Annotated in this window: 17 protein-coding genes and 1 pseudogene; 15 read left to right on the forward strand and 3 right to left on the reverse strand. The window is 33.2% G+C overall.

The window, feature by feature from the left end; genetic code table 11:
• Window positions 1–22: 22 nt before the first annotated feature.
• The gene (locus tag ILS93_RS19135; protein WP_088046797.1) at window positions 23–997 is read right to left on the reverse strand and encodes an MBL fold metallo-hydrolase; all 975 of its coding nucleotides are present in this window, start codon (window positions 995–997) and stop codon (window positions 23–25) included.
• A gap of 335 nt (window positions 998–1,332) precedes the next feature.
• Between ILS93_RS19135 and ILS93_RS19140 the strand changes: the two genes are divergently transcribed.
• Window positions 1,333–1,920: an SCO family protein gene (locus tag ILS93_RS19140; protein WP_046959312.1), complete on the forward strand. Its 588-nt coding sequence runs from the start codon at window positions 1,333–1,335 to the stop codon at window positions 1,918–1,920.
• A 34-nt stretch (window positions 1,921–1,954) separates the two neighbouring features.
• On the opposite strand, the gene ILS93_RS19145 is transcribed toward ILS93_RS19140, so the two are convergent.
• Window positions 1,955–2,419 (reverse strand): Hsp20/alpha crystallin family protein, encoded by a 465-nt coding sequence (locus tag ILS93_RS19145; RefSeq protein ID WP_001288088.1) that lies wholly within the window; start codon window positions 2,417–2,419, stop codon window positions 1,955–1,957.
• 217 nt (window positions 2,420–2,636) lie between these two features.
• Here ILS93_RS19145 and asnB point away from each other — a divergent pair, with 217 nt between their 5' ends.
• From asnB to ILS93_RS19195, 10 genes and pseudogenes are all read left to right on the forward strand, one after another.
• Window positions 2,637–4,538: an asparagine synthase (glutamine-hydrolyzing) gene (asnB, locus tag ILS93_RS19150; RefSeq protein ID WP_064477360.1), complete on the forward strand. Its 1,902-nt coding sequence runs from the start codon at window positions 2,637–2,639 to the stop codon at window positions 4,536–4,538.
• Window positions 4,539–4,631: 93 nt separating this feature from the next.
• On the forward strand, window positions 4,632–4,991 hold the full coding sequence (locus ILS93_RS19155) for a GNAT family N-acetyltransferase (RefSeq protein WP_098102799.1): 360 nt from the start codon (window positions 4,632–4,634) through the stop codon (window positions 4,989–4,991).
• A 48-nt stretch (window positions 4,992–5,039) separates the two neighbouring features.
• Entirely contained in the window at window positions 5,040–5,369 is a 330-nt protein-coding gene (locus tag ILS93_RS19160) for a hypothetical protein (RefSeq protein WP_064477358.1), read from the forward strand.
• A gap of 386 nt (window positions 5,370–5,755) precedes the next feature.
• Complete coding sequence (locus tag ILS93_RS19165; RefSeq protein WP_222661129.1) at window positions 5,756–6,610, forward strand: phosphatase PAP2 family protein; 855 nt, start codon at window positions 5,756–5,758, stop codon at window positions 6,608–6,610.
• A gap of 138 nt (window positions 6,611–6,748) precedes the next feature.
• On the forward strand, window positions 6,749–7,711 hold the full coding sequence (locus ILS93_RS19170; RefSeq protein WP_064477357.1) for an ABC transporter substrate-binding protein: 963 nt from the start codon (window positions 6,749–6,751) through the stop codon (window positions 7,709–7,711).
• Window positions 7,712–7,840: 129 nt separating this feature from the next.
• On the forward strand, window positions 7,841–8,716 hold the full coding sequence (gene dat, locus ILS93_RS19175) for a D-amino-acid transaminase (protein WP_064477356.1): 876 nt from the start codon (window positions 7,841–7,843) through the stop codon (window positions 8,714–8,716).
• Between the two features lie 98 nt (window positions 8,717–8,814).
• Window positions 8,815–9,462, forward strand: a complete 648-nt coding sequence (locus ILS93_RS19180; RefSeq protein WP_064477355.1) for a nitroreductase family protein — start codon at window positions 8,815–8,817, stop codon at window positions 9,460–9,462.
• 259 nt (window positions 9,463–9,721) lie between these two features.
• Complete coding sequence (locus ILS93_RS19185) at window positions 9,722–10,210, forward strand: hypothetical protein (RefSeq protein ID WP_064477354.1); 489 nt, start codon at window positions 9,722–9,724, stop codon at window positions 10,208–10,210.
• Window positions 10,211–10,295: 85 nt separating this feature from the next.
• Window positions 10,296–10,490: pseudogene (locus ILS93_RS19190) on the forward strand (hypothetical protein).
• Between the two features lie 114 nt (window positions 10,491–10,604).
• The gene (locus ILS93_RS19195) at window positions 10,605–11,153 is read left to right on the forward strand and encodes a cysteine hydrolase family protein (RefSeq protein WP_098102801.1); all 549 of its coding nucleotides are present in this window, start codon (window positions 10,605–10,607) and stop codon (window positions 11,151–11,153) included.
• 35 nt (window positions 11,154–11,188) lie between these two features.
• Here ILS93_RS19195 and ILS93_RS19200 read toward each other — a convergent pair whose 3' ends face one another.
• Window positions 11,189–11,638: an NUDIX hydrolase gene (locus ILS93_RS19200; RefSeq protein WP_098102802.1), complete on the reverse strand. Its 450-nt coding sequence runs from the start codon at window positions 11,636–11,638 to the stop codon at window positions 11,189–11,191.
• A gap of 254 nt (window positions 11,639–11,892) precedes the next feature.
• On the opposite strand from ILS93_RS19200, the gene ILS93_RS19205 reads away from it, so the two are divergent.
• The 4 genes from ILS93_RS19205 (at window position 11,893) to ILS93_RS19220 (ending at window position 15,772) form a co-directional block, all read left to right on the forward strand.
• Window positions 11,893–12,786 (forward strand): mechanosensitive ion channel family protein, encoded by an 894-nt coding sequence (locus tag ILS93_RS19205; RefSeq protein WP_064477351.1) that lies wholly within the window; start codon window positions 11,893–11,895, stop codon window positions 12,784–12,786.
• A gap of 158 nt (window positions 12,787–12,944) precedes the next feature.
• Window positions 12,945–14,063 carry a GAF domain-containing sensor histidine kinase gene (locus tag ILS93_RS19210; protein ID WP_064477350.1) on the forward strand — a complete coding sequence of 373 codons (1,119 nt, stop codon included), beginning with the start codon at window positions 12,945–12,947 and terminating at the stop codon, window positions 14,061–14,063.
• 14 nt (window positions 14,064–14,077) lie between these two features.
• Window positions 14,078–14,725: a response regulator gene (locus ILS93_RS19215; RefSeq protein WP_064477349.1), complete on the forward strand. Its 648-nt coding sequence runs from the start codon at window positions 14,078–14,080 to the stop codon at window positions 14,723–14,725.
• 192 nt (window positions 14,726–14,917) lie between these two features.
• Window positions 14,918–15,772, forward strand: a complete 855-nt coding sequence (locus ILS93_RS19220) for a MurR/RpiR family transcriptional regulator (RefSeq protein ID WP_048563126.1) — start codon at window positions 14,918–14,920, stop codon at window positions 15,770–15,772.
• The last annotated feature ends 295 nt before the right edge of the window (window positions 15,773–16,067 follow it).

The following is a 16,067-nucleotide window of genomic DNA, read 5'->3' on the forward strand; positions in this document are numbered from 1 at the left end:
ATATAGAAAATAAGTAGTTACGTTATACGTGTAATGTTTCAATTTTTTCATTTACTTGCTTATCGTTTGTTGCGCTATTATAAGTAAAAGTTTGGCCTAAAAAGAGTACATGCAGTTGTTCCCACGGTAACATACGTAAATTCCAATTATTTCGGAGCTTTGTTACTGCCTCGCGGGGTGTTTCATCGGCGAGGGCAAAGGCTCCGTAATGCATCGGTATAAAGTGTGTAGCGTTTAAATCTAAATAAGCTTGCACTGCCTCTTCAGGTGAAACATGAGATACTTTCATAAACCATTCTGGTTCATAAGCGCCAATTGGCATAAGGGCAATATCAATTGAAAAGCGTTTGCCAATTTCTTTGAAACCTTGGAAATATCCACTGTCACCACAAAAATAAATGGTTTCTTTCGTTGTTTCATTGCTAATAATCCATCCACCCCAGTGAGATGTATTCATATCAAATAAGGATCTTCTCGTCCAGTGTTGAGCCGGTACGAAGTGAAAGGAAACATCATTAATGATTGTATTTTCCCACCAATTATGCTCTTCCACACGAGTAAATTTTTTGCGAGTAAATAGTTTTTTCAGTCCAATAGGTACAAGGTATAAAACATCATCATTTAGCTGGCGAAGCGTTGAAAAATCTAAATGATCATAATGACCGTGTGAAATGAGGACAATATCAATTTTAGGTAGTTCTTGTATAGAAAGACCAGGTTCAGTAAGTCTTGGAACTAATTTTAATTTAGTAGCCCATACTGGATCTGTTAATATATTTAGCCCATTCGTTTGGATAAGGAATGTGGAATGACCAATCCAAGTTACAGTCGTCTTTTCAAAGTTGTTTTGTAGGAATTTACTTTGTTTAACAGGTGATTGTTCTACTAAAAAAGAAAAATCCTTTTTATTTTGTTTTCGTTCTTTTCGCCAACGTATAAAGGAACGAATTGATTTTTTTGTACTCACATTATCCATGTTTTCATAACGTTTTGTCATGAACATCACCTCATTTAAAATCGTTGTAATTGTATTGTACCGAAATGTTGTTAAGGAATACAGTGTATAACATGGATGAATGTTTAAGGAATTGTTAAAAAATAGGGGGATGCGTTTACAAAAGTAACAATAAAATTAGTTTTGCAACTTCTATTTAGAGAAATAATAGTAAAAAAATAAATTTTGTCTAGTAATTAGCTTGAAATAAAGAAGTAACATACGTAAATTCGTACGATTTCGTGAACAAATGTAGTAAACAATTTTCTCGTAGTGTTAACTTTTGTTATGATAAACATAACCTATTTAAATTTAGGATAGAGAAAAGAGGTTTATAAATGAAGCGTTATCAAAAAATAATTGGTCTTATGGTTGTATTTTGTCTCTTTGTACTTGCTGGATGTAGTGGATCGGGTTCAAAGCTTCGTAAACCATTGAATTGGGATTTAGAAACTTTCCAATTTACAAATCAAGATGGAAAGTCATTTGGTACAAAAGATTTAAAAGGGAAAGTTTGGGTTGCTGATTTTATGTTCACAAATTGCCAAACAGTTTGTCCGCCAATGACTGCTAATATGGCAAAACTGCAAAAAATGGCAAAAGAAGAGAAATTAGACGTTCAGTTTGTTTCGTTTAGTGTAGATCCAGACCTTGATAAGCCGGAGAATTTGAAGGCTTTCATTCAAAAGTTTACAGAGGATACTAGTAACTGGAATTTATTAACGGGTTATTCATTAGAAGATATTACAAAGTTTTCAAAAGATAATTTCCAATCACTTGTAGATAAACCTGAGGATGGTCAAGTTATACATGGTACATCATTTTATTTAATTGATCAAAACGGAAAAGTAATGAAAAAGTATAGTGGTATTAGTAATACGCCGTACGAAGACATTATACGTGATATGAAGAGATTAGTGGATTAAAAAGAAGGGTGCACAGCACCCTTCTTTTTTTACATTAGTCTATGGATAAAATGTCATGTTGTTGTGGAAGTTTTGGTGCCCGAATTTCTAACACGCCGTTTTGATACGAAGCTTTCGCTGCTTTTTTATTAATTGAGTACGGTAATTTAATCAATCTTGATGCTTCTGAAATGGAACGTTCTCGGCGATAATAGTTATGAGATGTTTCTTCCTCGACCTCTTCAAGTATCTCTTCTTTTACAGAGACTTTTAAGTATTCACTTTGTATTTCAATTTGAATTTGTTCTTTTTGTATACCTGGTAGCTCAGCTGTAACAACGAGTTCTTCACCAACTTCATATAAATCTACGGGGAATGTTAATAAACGATTTCCTTTTTGGAAAAAATGATTTAAATCAGCGATTACATTGCGAAGTGGTGTTTGCTCGAAGAAATCATCAATTTGCTTTAAATAATTGCGAACCGGTGGGCGAGAAGAGTCTTTTTTTTCTTCACTCATGGTATTCCCTCCTAGAAATCAATTTGCAATATCATATGACAAAAGCGGAGAAAGGTGATTGCCTAGTTTTCATGTTTTCATAAAAAATTGTTAAAAATGTGAAATGGAGTGATTTTTTTATAGTTTTTGGTCGCCATATTCAATTGATTATGCTAGTATAAATAGGGTTGATATAGTAGTATATAGACAGAATGAAAACTGAAAGAGGGTAAGAAGTATGTGTGGTTTTGTAGGATGTTTATGTGAAAACCCTAGAGAGTTTTCAGAAACAGAAAAACATCAATTTGAAAATATGAACACGATGATTTTCCACCGCGGTCCAGATGACGAAGGATATTTTCGTGATGAACATGTACAATTTGGCTTCCGCCGTTTAAGCATCATTGACTTAGAGGCAGGACATCAGCCGCTAACTTATGAAAATGATCGATATGTAATTATTTTTAATGGTGAAATTTACAATTATGTAGAATTACGTGAAATGTTACTTGAAAAAGGTGCAACGTTTGCAACACAATCAGATACAGAAGTTATCATTGCATTGTATGCACATATGAAAGAAAAATGTGTAGACTATCTTCGTGGTATGTTTGCATTTATGATTTGGGATCGTGAAGAGAAGAAACTTTTCGGTGCACGTGACCACTTCGGTATTAAACCTTTATACGTCGCACAACAAGGTGATACTACATTCTTCGCATCTGAGAAGAAAAGTATTATGCATGTGATGGAAGATAAAGGCGTTAATCCAACGTCACTACAACATTACTTTACGTACCAATATGGTCCAGAGCCAGAAACATTAACAATTGATGTTAATAAAATCGAGCCTGGTCATTATTTCGTAAAAGAAATCGGTAAAGAGATGAAAATCCATCGCTACTGGAAACCTTATTTCAATGCTTCAAGCGCAACGAAAGAGGAGCATATCCAAGCAATTCGTGATGTGTTATATGATTCAGTAAAAGTGCATATGCGCAGTGATGTACCAGTAGGTTCATTCTTATCTGGTGGTATCGATTCATCTATTATCGCTTCTATCGCAAGAGAAATGAATCCAAATCTTTTAACATTCTCTATTGGTTTTGAACAACGTGGTTTCAGTGAAGTTGATGTTGCCAAAGAAACTGCTGAGAAATTAGGCGTTAAAAACCATAACGTATTCATTTCAGCGAAAGAGTTTATGGATGAGTTCCCAAAAATCATTTGGCATATGGATGATCCTTTAGCAGATCCAGCAGCTGTACCATTGTACTTCGTTGCAAAAGAAGCACGTAAGCATGTAACAGTTGTTCTTTCAGGTGAAGGTGCAGACGAGCTATTTGGCGGTTATAACATTTATCGTGAGCCAAACTCACTAAAAATGTTCTCTTACATTCCTAGCCCAGGTAAGAGCGTTCTAAAAGCATTAAGTGGTGCTCTTAAAGAAGGCTTTAAAGGAAAGAGCTTCCTAGAGCGTGGATGTACGCCGATTGAAGAGCGTTACTATGGAAACGCGAAAATCTTCCGTGAAGAAGAGAAAGTTGAATTAATGAAGTATTACAATGAAAGTGTTAACTATATGGATATCACGAAACCATTGTATAACGAAATTAAAGATTATGATGATGTAAGCAAAATGCAGTACATTGACATGTTCACATGGTTACGCGGTGACATTTTATTAAAAGCTGATAAAATGACAATGGCAAACTCATTAGAACTTCGTGTACCGTTCTTAGATAAAGAAGTATTCGATGTTGCATCTAAAATTCCAACTGAATTTAAGATTGCTAACGGAACTACGAAAGCTATTTTACGTGAAGCAGCACGCGGAATCGTTCCAGATCACGTATTAGATCGTAAAAAACTTGGATTCCCAGTACCAATTCGTCACTGGTTAAAAGACGAAATGCATGATTGGGCTATCAATATTATAAACGAGAGTAAAACAGAGCATTTAATCGACAAACAGTATGTATTAAACTTACTGGAAGCACATTGTGCAGATAAAGGCGATTATAGCCGTAAAATTTGGACTGTACTTGCGTTTATGGTATGGCATCAAATTTATGTTGAGCATAAATACGATACGAATAAGTTCCACGAAGAAACGAAACGTGCGTATAGCTTAGTTTAATTAGAAAAACCTTAAGATCGCATTTGATCTTAAGGTTTTTTTCATAAATGGAACGAATTATTGATACAATAATAGTAAAAGGATGGACAACATATGATTACGTTTGAAAAAGTAAATGTAGAAAATGAAAACGTTGTTAAAGAAATGTTTCGCTCACATAGTTTAAGTGAGAATCAGGTACAGTATTGTGTGAAAGTTGATGATACATATATTGGTGTAATAGATTATCTTGTTCAAGAGGAGAGTGCGGTTTTATCTCAGTTAATTATTCACTTTGATTATCAAAGTTACGGTTATGGGACAAATACGTATTTTACATTTGAAGCAATGATGAAAGAAAGAAATGTGAAAGAGATAAAGGTACTGCAAACGGAATTAACAGAACAAGCAAAATCTTTCATAGAGAGCTTTGGTTTTAATGAAGAAGATGGAATATATGTGAAGAAAATATAACGATGAGTAGTTATGCAGGATAAATATAAGGCAGGTGGATGTATGACGATGACTTCTGGTCTTTTATTAATTGGAGGGTGTTTTCTAGTAGCAGAGCTAATCCATATGTTCATTCGAAAAAGAATGAATAAGAAGAGAAAGCCGTATGAATTACAATATGCCCCTGTGTTTTTCCTTTTATTTTGTATGCTTATTACATTACAAAACATAACGAACTTTCCGCCACTTTTAAATGTTTTTTTAAAGTTCGGTTTGCTGTATAGTAGCACTGGAATAGCCCTTTTATTTCTTTTATTTTGCATACGTTATATTCACTATCAATCGTATATATTTATTTTAAATTGGTTAAAGCACAATGATAGAAACCGCCTTACATAAGGCGGTTTTTTTATTTGTAATTGTAATGGCCTTATGTGTTACTTATACATAATGATGGGCACGGGCTTTGAAAGTTATATTTTTCTAATTGTAGTTCCATATATCAATAACACACACAAATACGAAGTGCGATGGATGCAATCTGAAATGAAATATAAGTAATGGGATAACAAGATGTATATGTTTTTGTATATAAAGCTCAAAATCCCACTAGAATTTATAAAAATGATTAGATGATTTAACATATTATCTATTATTAGTATGTGATACTATATATTCTTGATCTATAACGTAAGTAGGTGAATAAACTTGAAATGTGAATCAACTAGTTTATCTTAAGTGCTAACAAATAGTAGAAGGTGTTTTTTAGGAGGTATCGTTTTTGTATGTTTAATATTGATATGTTATTTCTTGAGTGGATGACCAGTCTGGAGGGAAGTGTGCCTACAACATTTTTTAAACTTGTATCTAGTATTGCAAATGAGACGTTGTATTTAGTTATTATTTCGATTTTATATTGGTGCGTTTCTAAAAGAAAAGCGTTTCATATGATTGTTATGCTTTGCTTCTCTGGTTATATGGGGATAGTGGTAAAGGAGTTCATGAAAATCCCACGACCGTATACATACGAGGGAATTCAAGCTTTATATGAAAAATCAGCAGCAGGTTATTCTTTTCCAAGTACACACGTCCAGTTAGCTGCAACATTTTGGAGCTCATTCATGATTTTATGTAAAAAGAAAATCATTTGGGTCATTGGAATTATTTTTATAATATTGGTTGCTACTTCCCGTCTATATTTACGTGTACATTGGCTCAGTGATATAATAAGTGCCGTTTTAATTAGTGTCATAGTTGTTTATTTATATACGAAAGTAACAGGGGAATTAAGTGATAGGAAATTTATATTGTTACAACGAATTGTATTGGCAGTTTCACTCATTATGTATTTTATAACAGACCAAATAGATAATTTAAAGTTACTTGGAGTTGTGACAGGTTCTACGATTGGTATAATATTAGAAAATCATTTTATTAAAATAAATGAAAATGATAATTTAAAAATGCAAGTGATAAAAACAGTATTAGGCCTTAGTGTCATGCTAATAATGCAGTTTATACTAAAAAAAGTAATACCTGATATGTATTATGTACGTTATGCATTGATTGGAATTACAATTACTTTCTTATGTCCATTTATTTTTTATATGGTACGGTTAAAAAATGTGAGTAGCAAATAAGTAAAGAAGTATTTTGAATAAAGATGAGGTCTGAATTATATATATTAAAAAAGTTTTCTGATATATCTATTGACAATGTATGAGATATACATTACTCTTTAAAATGTAAATGATAATCAATTTCAACTAGGAGGACTTATGACACGCACTAAAAATATGTTTATATTTTGCATTATGTTACTAACGATCATAATTGCAGGATGTAGTAAAGAAGAGAAGAAAGAAAATGATACATCAGCTAAAGCAAAAGATTCATATACGATAAAACATGCAATGGGCGAAACGACAGTAAATGGTACGCCAAAAAGAGTTGTTGTTTTAACAAATGAGGGTGCTGAGGCACTTTTAAGTGTTGGAGTAACGCCAGTTGGAACTACAAAACCACGAGCTGGTGATGAATGGTATTCTCATTTAGCGAAAGAGTTAAAAAATACGAAAGTAGTAGGAACAGAGCGTGACATTAATTTAGAGGCAGTAATGAAGCTTAAGCCGGATTTAATTATCGGAAATAAAATGCGTCACGAAAAAATATACGAGCAGTTAAAAGAAATCGCGCCAACAGTATATGCTGAAACATTGCGCGGTGATTGGAAAGAAAACTTTACGCTTTATACAAAAGCTGTAAATAAAGAAAAAGAAGGACAAAATGCTCTTAATGATTATAAAAAGCGTATTGCAGGAATAAAAGAACAATTAGGTGATAAAATTAACTCTAAAGTTTCAATTATTCGCTTCGTCCCAGGTGATGTTCGTATTTATCAAAAAAATTCATTCTCAGGCGTTGTATTAAATGATATTGGATTTAAACGACCACCACTACAAGATAAAGATGAATTTGCGATAAAAGGAATTACAAAAGAACAAATTCCAAATATGGACGGGGACTATTTATTCTATTTCACATCTGATAAAGATGCGGATAAGAATAATGAAGGAAACACGTTAGCGAAAGAATGGATAGAAGATCCGCTCTTTAAGCAGTTACAGGCTTCTAAAGATAATAAAGTATTCCAAGTAGATGAAGTGATTTGGAATACAGCAGGTGGTATTGTAGCTGCAAACCTTATGTTAGATGATATTGAAAAATATTTTCTAAAGTAAATAAATGGTCAAGTACATCACTGTAAATGAGTGATGTACTTTTTTATTATAAAATACAGAAAATTCCTTCTTTTGAGCGTGGATAAGTTGTACAATTAAACCAATTCTGGAATAAAGGAGTGGGAATGAATGAAAGCTACTCATAAAGATTGGATTTTGTTTAATGGAAGAATTGTAAATACGAAGGAAGAACAGCCGATGATTCCATTGGAGGAGAGAGGCTTTCAATTTGGTGATGGTATATACGAGGTATTCAGACTATATGATGGGAAGCCACATTTATTAGATCTACATTTGGAACGATTCTTTAATTCTATGGAAGAAATAAAACTAATTCCACCTTTTACTAAGAAGGAGTTAGTGGAAGAGTTGCATCAAATGATTGAAAAAAATCAATTTCAAGAAGATGGGAATGTATATTTGCAAATATCAAGAGGTGCTCAAGCACGTAATCATGTATATGAGTCAAATATGCAACCAACATATTTTGCAAATATTGTTTCGTTTCCAAGACCAATTGCTGCTATGGAACGAGGAGTAAAAGTTACTGTAGAAGAGGATATAAGATGGAAGTTCTGTCATATAAAATCTTTAAATCTGCTACCTAATATTATGATTAAAAATAAAATAAACGAACAAGGCTATCAAGAAGCGATATTAGTACGAGATGGAATTGTAACTGAAGGGTGTCATTCAAATTTCTTTATGGTGAAGAATAATAAATTGATTACACATCCGGCTGACAATTTCATTCTACACGGCATTACACGTCACTTCGTTATTACATTAGCGAAAGAGTTACATATTGAAGTAGAAGAACGAGAATTTTCACTACAAGAAGTATATGAGGCTGATGAGTGCTTCTTTACAGCGACACCACTTGAAATATTCCCAGTCGTTCAAATAGGTGATGAACAGTTTAGAACCGGCGAAAGAGGATCGATTACAAAGAAACTCCAAGTTGCATATGAAGAAAGTATTCGTTTGTTTAAAGTTACGAACTAATATTGAAGAAAAAAGCTGGTATTCCTCCAGCTTTTTTTCATGATATAATTCAAGCATAGGACCAGATTTGAAAACGCTGTAAAAAGGGGATTTAATGTATGAATTATGAAGATTTTAAAGAAGTAATTCACGGTAGACGAAGTGTTAGGAAGTTCACAGAACAAGAAGTATCCACTAGTGATATAAAAGAAATCATTGATTGTGCTCGTTATGCACCGAGTGATACAAACTCACAAACTTGGGAATTCTTGGTCATTATGAACCGAGAGAAAATTAAAGAAATTGAACAAATGACATGGGATGCATTACATAAACTTGCGGCAAAAGCGGCAGAAAACGGAGAAGAGAAAGCAGGGAAATTACTTACACGTTCTTTCGGACCATATGCAACAGCTTTCTCGGAGGCGCCAGTATTAATCGTATGTTTGGCAACACCATATGAATCAAAGTTTCGTGAAAAGATTTTTGATCCAATTGCTTTTGTTCCAGATTCAGTTTGGGAAGAAGAAGGAATTAAGAGTAGCTGTTTAGCGGCACAAAACTTAATGTTGGCTGCATATGCGAAGGGGCTTGGTACTTGCCCGATGACAGGACCGGTATTGTTAGCTCAAGATGAACTACGACAATATTTACAAATTGAGCCTGAAAAACAAATAAATATGGTTATTTCACTCGGTTTTCCAAAAGATAAGCCGAAGAAACTTCCAAGGAAAGAAGTAGATGAGATTACAACATTTGTTTTTTAAAGCCCAAAATAAAAAGACATTGAATGAACAATGTCTTTTTATTTTGGACAGGTATGTAATTCATCTGTTGGGCTAAAATGATAGATAAGAGGGAATTACTATTTATTTCATAAAAAAAATTAATGTTCTATTAAGGAAAGTATGATACATTAATCGTGAGCAATATTCTATTTGTTCATGAAAGTGTAAAAAGTAGTCTTAAAATTTAAAAGTTATTTTTGTATAATAAATTATAATGAAATGACAGGGGGGATGAATTTTGAAAAAATTCATAATCACTGGATTGTCTGTATTGTTATTAGTTGGTTGCGGTGCTCCGCAGGAAAAAGAGGGTACACAACCAAAGCAGGAAGAAAAAGTTGTAAACGCAAGTAATGAGAATATAGTTGTATTTCCTGAAGGAGCAGTGCCAGTCGGAGAAGGAAAAGTAAAAGTCATTACACCAGATGGCACTTCTGAGAATGGTAATATACCGGCTGTATTCATCAAAAAGGATACTTTAATTCAGCAAGTTGAATTAGAGCTTTCTAATTTTCAAAACGATAAAGAAACATTTATATTTGTAGACCAAGTGTATGCAGATAAACATCAAGTCACTAGTACAACACAGACAACAGTACAATTAAAAGAAAAGACGCTTGAGACAGGTAGTCATACGATTACTGCAGTTCAGTATGAAAACAATGACCCAAAAGGAAAGGTTATTAGTTTAAATCAAGCAACATTTGAAACAAAACCAGCGTCATAAGAAGAATAAAAAGTACATTACTCAAAAAGTAGTGTACTTTTTTGTTTATATTAGAGGATGTCATAGTAAATCACTTGTTTCTACTATGACAGAGAAAGAGGCTGAAGATGTGAATCGGTGTATTTGTATCGTCTTTATTCGTATAACGATGTCATTAATTTGGTTTACGATACAAGAAGTAATTCAAATTACGCTCAATTAACAAATTCATGATTTGTTAAAAGGAGCTATTTGTTTTACCATTGTTTATCTATCATATGATAAACTCAGATTAAAGTAAGTTTTGAGGGAAATATGTAGGTGTTTCATTTGAAATGTCGAATAGTACATACGATGTCGTAATAACAAATTTTCTATTGTTTACTGTGAAACAGAAGAAGGGGAGATAGTAGTTATGAAACGAGCGCTTATTAATATTGATTATACATATGATTTTGTAGCTGAAAAAGGTGCTTTAACATGCGGGAAACCAGGACAAGAAATTGAGAAGGAAATTGTCCATATAACGAAGCAATATATTGAAAATGGAGATTACGTTGTCTTTGCGATTGATAAACACGAAGAAAACGATGTATACCATCCAGAATCAAAGTTATTCCCGCCTCATAACATAGCTGGTACAAATGGGAGAGATTTGTTTGGTGAATTACAAGAAGTGTACGAAACATATAAAAATGCAGAGAATGTATATTATATGGATAAAACACGATATAGTGCATTTGCAGGAACAGACTTAGAAATGAAGTTACGAGAAAGAGGAATAGAAGAAGTTCATCTTGTAGGTGTTTGTACTGATATTTGTGTTCTTCACACAGCAGTAGACGCTTATAATAAAGGATTTAAAATCGTAGTTTATAAAAAGGCAGTTGCATCTTTTAATGCGCAAGGACATGAATTTGCACTTGGACATTTTAAGTCATGCTTACATGCAGAAGTGAAGTGAAAAAAAGAGGCCTTTAAAAAGGTCTCTTTTTTCGTTTAAATTGTGACGACGTTTTGCTCGATTAGTTTTTTTATGAATGGACTAATTTTTTCTGGTAATCCATTTAAATTAAAAAATTGTACATGCAATGATTCAAACCCATCAGCTTTTAACGTACCACCTGTAATATTTTTGCAAAGGTATGCGATTGTTATAGGGTAAAATTCATCTCCGTTCGGTAATTTCACAAAAAATTCTTTTCCGGAAAATACATGTATTAACTGTAAAGTTCCTATTTTAATCCCTGTTTCTTCAAGAACTTCACGTCTTCCGGCTTCTTCTGTTGATTCACCAAGTTCAACAAATCCACCGGGAACACCCCAAACACCATTTCGCCTTTGTTGTAGTAATATTTGTCCTTGTTCATTGAAAACAGCTACAGCAACGCCAGCTAGATTGAGTGGTCTTGATCCAATAATTTCTCTTAGTTCTTCGATATAGCCCATTGTTAGTTAACCTCCGCGAGTCAAAATATTTTCAAATGAACAATTCGGCGTTGTGTTAATATTCCCCTTTTTGTTTAGGTAAGTATTGAGGTCTTAACATAAAGGCATTTATAAAAAATTCTATTGTTATCTCCCTTTAGATAATAAAAAAGGGTATATTTATAGAAGAAAGTGTAACAAGTTTTAAGGAAATCAAAAGGTATGACAATAAATTAGTTTTTCATGAAATTTTCATTAGTTAAGGGTGTGGATGGATGAGTGTATTAACGTATACTGAAGAATTTTTTAATTATGTAAGAGAGTTTTTACTTTTAAGATTTTTACTATTTGCTTTAGTTTTAATCATTATCTCTTTTGTAATCAACCGAATTATTGATTGGTTTTTTAGGAAATCAAGTTTTTTTGATGAAGAGGTAGAGCAAACGATTCAAAGTGTGATTCGATCTATTTTTAGATATATCATTATCATCAGTCTAATCATATATTTAATTAGCCAATTTGTAGATATAAAAAGTATCATTGCAGGTGCAGGGATAGCGGGAGTTGTTATTGGTTTTGCTGCACAACAGATGTTAAAAGATGTTATATTAGGCTTTGCGAGATTAGCGGACAAAGAGTTTCGTGTTGGCGATTTTGTTACTTTTAACGGAACAAATTCAGGAACAATTGAGGAAATTAGTATTCGTTTTATGCAAATTCGTGAATGGTCAGGAAAACTCCTTACGATACCACACGGAGAGATTAGGACGATACAAAATTTTAATAAAGGATGGATGCGCGTAATTGAACGGATTACGGTAAGCTATCAGGAAGACCCTACAAGAGTTAAGGAATTGTTAGAAGAAGTTTGTGTTAACTGCAATGAAAAATTCGCTCCAAATCTTTATAAAGTAGAAGATGAAGCTGTGGAACCGTTTAAATACGTTGGTGTTACAGATTTAAATCCGAATCTTAAATACGTTGGATATGAATTTTGTATTACAGGTTTAATAAAGCCGGAAGATTATTTTGAAATTTCTAGACAAGTAAGATTTGAATTAATGTCTATGTTCCATAAGAATCAAGTGCAAATGCCATCAGCAAATATGTTCATTACTACTGAAAGTATACAGCATGCCCATGGTGGACAATCTTTATCGGACAGCTAAAATAGAATAGTTTGTTAACAAAAATCTAGCTTCCAACATTGGATAGAAAAACAATAATAAAATGATTAAAATAAAGAAAGAACTGAAGGAATTCAGTTCTTTCTTTATTTGTAGAATTTAGAAATTTCTTAATGTTATAATGATAGATGGTGATGAAAATGAACTTTGAAGAAAAAGAGATGTATCGTTTAGAAGCATTAAAAGCAATTGCAGAATTATTAAATGAAGCAACAGACTTACAAGACATGTTAGAAAAAGTGTTACATACATTGTTACAAGTTATGAATTTACAAACAGGGTGGATTTTTTTTATTGATGAAAGTGGAAAGCACCGTATGCTTGTAGATGAAAACTTACCGCCAGCTCTTACGTGGCAAGAGAAGAAGCCAATGTGTGAAGGAGACTGTTGGTGTGTAGAGCGCTTTGTGAATGGCAGATTGGAAAAAGCGACAAATATTATTGAATGTAAGCGAATAGAGGATGCGATTGAATGTAATTGGGGGGAGACCGAAGATGTTACGCATCATGCGACAATTCCCCTTAGGTCTGGATCGGAGAAATTTGGTCTATTAAATGTGGCCTCGCCTCAAAAAACACATTTTTCAGAGGAAGAATTAGCATTATTAGAATCGATTGCATTTCAAATAGGAACGACAATACAACGTATTCAGTTAGTGGAGAAAGAACGTAAATATGTAGTGGTAGCTGAAAGAAATCGATTAGCTCGTGATTTACATGATTCAGTAAAACAATTGTTATTTTCTATTATGCTAACAGCAAAAGGTACTTTAAATATGACGCAAGATAGAGACTTGCAAGAGATGTTGAGCTATATTGGAGAATTATCACAGGAAGCATTACAAGAAATGACACTTTTAATTTGGCAATTAAGACCGGAAGGATTAGAGAAAGGTTTAGCAGAGGCGATTAAAAATTATGGTAAGTTGTTAGGGATTCACGTGGAAGTTCGAATTGATGGAATGGTTTCAATTGGAGATGAAATAGAAGAAGTTTTATGGCGTATTAGTCAAGAAGCAATACATAATTGTAAAAAACACGCTTTATGTGAAAAAGTAAATATTCTTTTGAAAATAGAAAATAATCAGTTGTATTTTTACATAGAGGATAACGGAATAGGATTTATACAAGATCACGTAAGAGAGTCAGCGCTCGGTTTAAAAAGTATGAAGGAACGTATTCAGTTAATGAGGGGATCATTTCAAATAAAAACTGAGCTGAAAAAGGGTACGAAAATTGAAATTCAATTGCCGGTTTAAAGGGGAGAAGAAGATTGAAGATTAAATTACTACTAGTTGAGGATCATCATATCGTTCGAAGAGGACTTGTATTCTTTTTAAAAACGAGAGAAGAATTTGAAATAGTTGGGGAAGCAGAAAATGGTGAAGAGGCATTAACATTCATTCAAACGGAAAGACCAGATGTAGTATTAATGGATCTATCAATGCCGAAGATGGATGGTATAGAAGCAACAAAACGGATAAAAAAATATGATGAAACAATAAAGATACTTATATTAAGCAGTTTTTCAGAACAAGACTATGTTTTACCAGCACTGGAAGCTGGAGCAGATGGTTATCAATTAAAAGAAGTACAACCTGAGCAACTTGTTGCTTCTATCATTGCAGTACATCAAGGAAATGCGAATTTTCATCCGAAAGTAACACCGGCACTATTAGGACGGTCAGCAGAAAAGAAAGAAAAAGAAAACCCTTTTTCCATGTTAACGAAAAGAGAGCAAGAAGTACTTCGTGAAATCGCGAAAGGGCGAAGTAATAAAGAAATTGCAGCAGAGCTTCATATTACAGAACAGACTGTGAAAACACATGTTTCAAATGTTTTAGCTAAATTGGAAGTAGATGATCGTACGCAAGCTGCATTATATGCGGTGAAGCATGGAGGAAATAATAAATATGAATAATTATGTACCATGTAACGACAGAATACATAGGAGTATTTAAAATTTATCAAGCTATTTGCGGGCTTATAATCAGTGGGAGATGTACAATACTCTCACTGATTAAAGTTTCAATTTATAGTAGTGCCAAATAAAGGTTTTTCTTCTTTCGATAATTAGGTACAATAAAGCTACGATGGAAGGGGAAGATATGCTATGCCAGGTACAAGAAGTGGGATTGGTAAGATTCAGGCTTCGTTAAACGGTTTATCACCGAAATTGCGAAGTATTGCCGAACATATATTGAAACATCCACAAGATGTTGTACATAAATCTATTACAGAATTAGCTGAAGTTACGAATAGTTCTGAAGCTACGATATTCCGCTTATGTAAGCACCTTGGTTTTCAAGGTTTTCAAGATTTAAAGATTACATTAGCTCGTGAAATTGTACATACTCCGATGCAAAATATTCATGAAGAAGTATCGGCGGAAGATAGTATGGTAACTGTTGCTAAAAAAGTTTTTCATTCGCATATTACAGGACTGCAAGATACATTACATTTGCTAAATGATACAGCGCTAGAGCAAGCCGTAAAGGTATTACAAGACGCAAGTCGTATTGAGTTTTATGGAAATGGTGGTTCTGGTATTATTGCGATGGATGCATATCATAAATTTATGAGAACGGGTATTTCTTGTATTGCTCATACAGATTCACATTTTCAAATTATGGGTGCGGGTTTACTTACTAAAGAAGCAGTGGTCATTGCAATTTCTCATTCTGGTAGCAATAAAGGGTTACTGGAAGCGTTAGAAGTAGCAAAAGCAAGGGGTGCTAGCATTATTGCAATTACGAGCTATCAGAAATCAGCATTAAGTCAACTTGCTGATATTACATTATATACTTCAACACGTGAGACGGAATTCCGCACAGAAGCAAGTTCATCAAGATTAGCACAGTTAAGTTTATTAGATACTTTGTACGTTGGGTTATCGTTACAACGCCAAGAAGAGACGTTGCAAAATTTACAAAGTATACGTGAAACAATTTCGATGAAACGAATATAAAAAGTCCTTCAGTTGAAGGGCTTTTTATATTGGCCAATAGTCTTTTGTGAAAATTTGATGATTATAATTTCCTGTTTTAAAAAATCTTTATTAATTGAGTCTCATACTCCGCACATTGAATTCTAATAAGCTTATATATGGATGAAATTTCAGTTTTCCTTCAAATATAGTAAGAAAACATTTGGTTAATAATTCAAATATTGTTCAATATTTAACAATAGGCTTTTAAAATTACATGTTATGATGAACATGTAATGATGATTGAACACTTAAATTTGGCATAATGATTAGCCGA

The sequence above is a fragment of the Bacillus sp. 16GRE42 genome (assembly GCF_019837435.1).
GTDB classification, from domain to species: Bacteria; Bacillota; Bacilli; order Bacillales; family Bacillaceae_G; genus Bacillus_A; species Bacillus_A wiedmannii.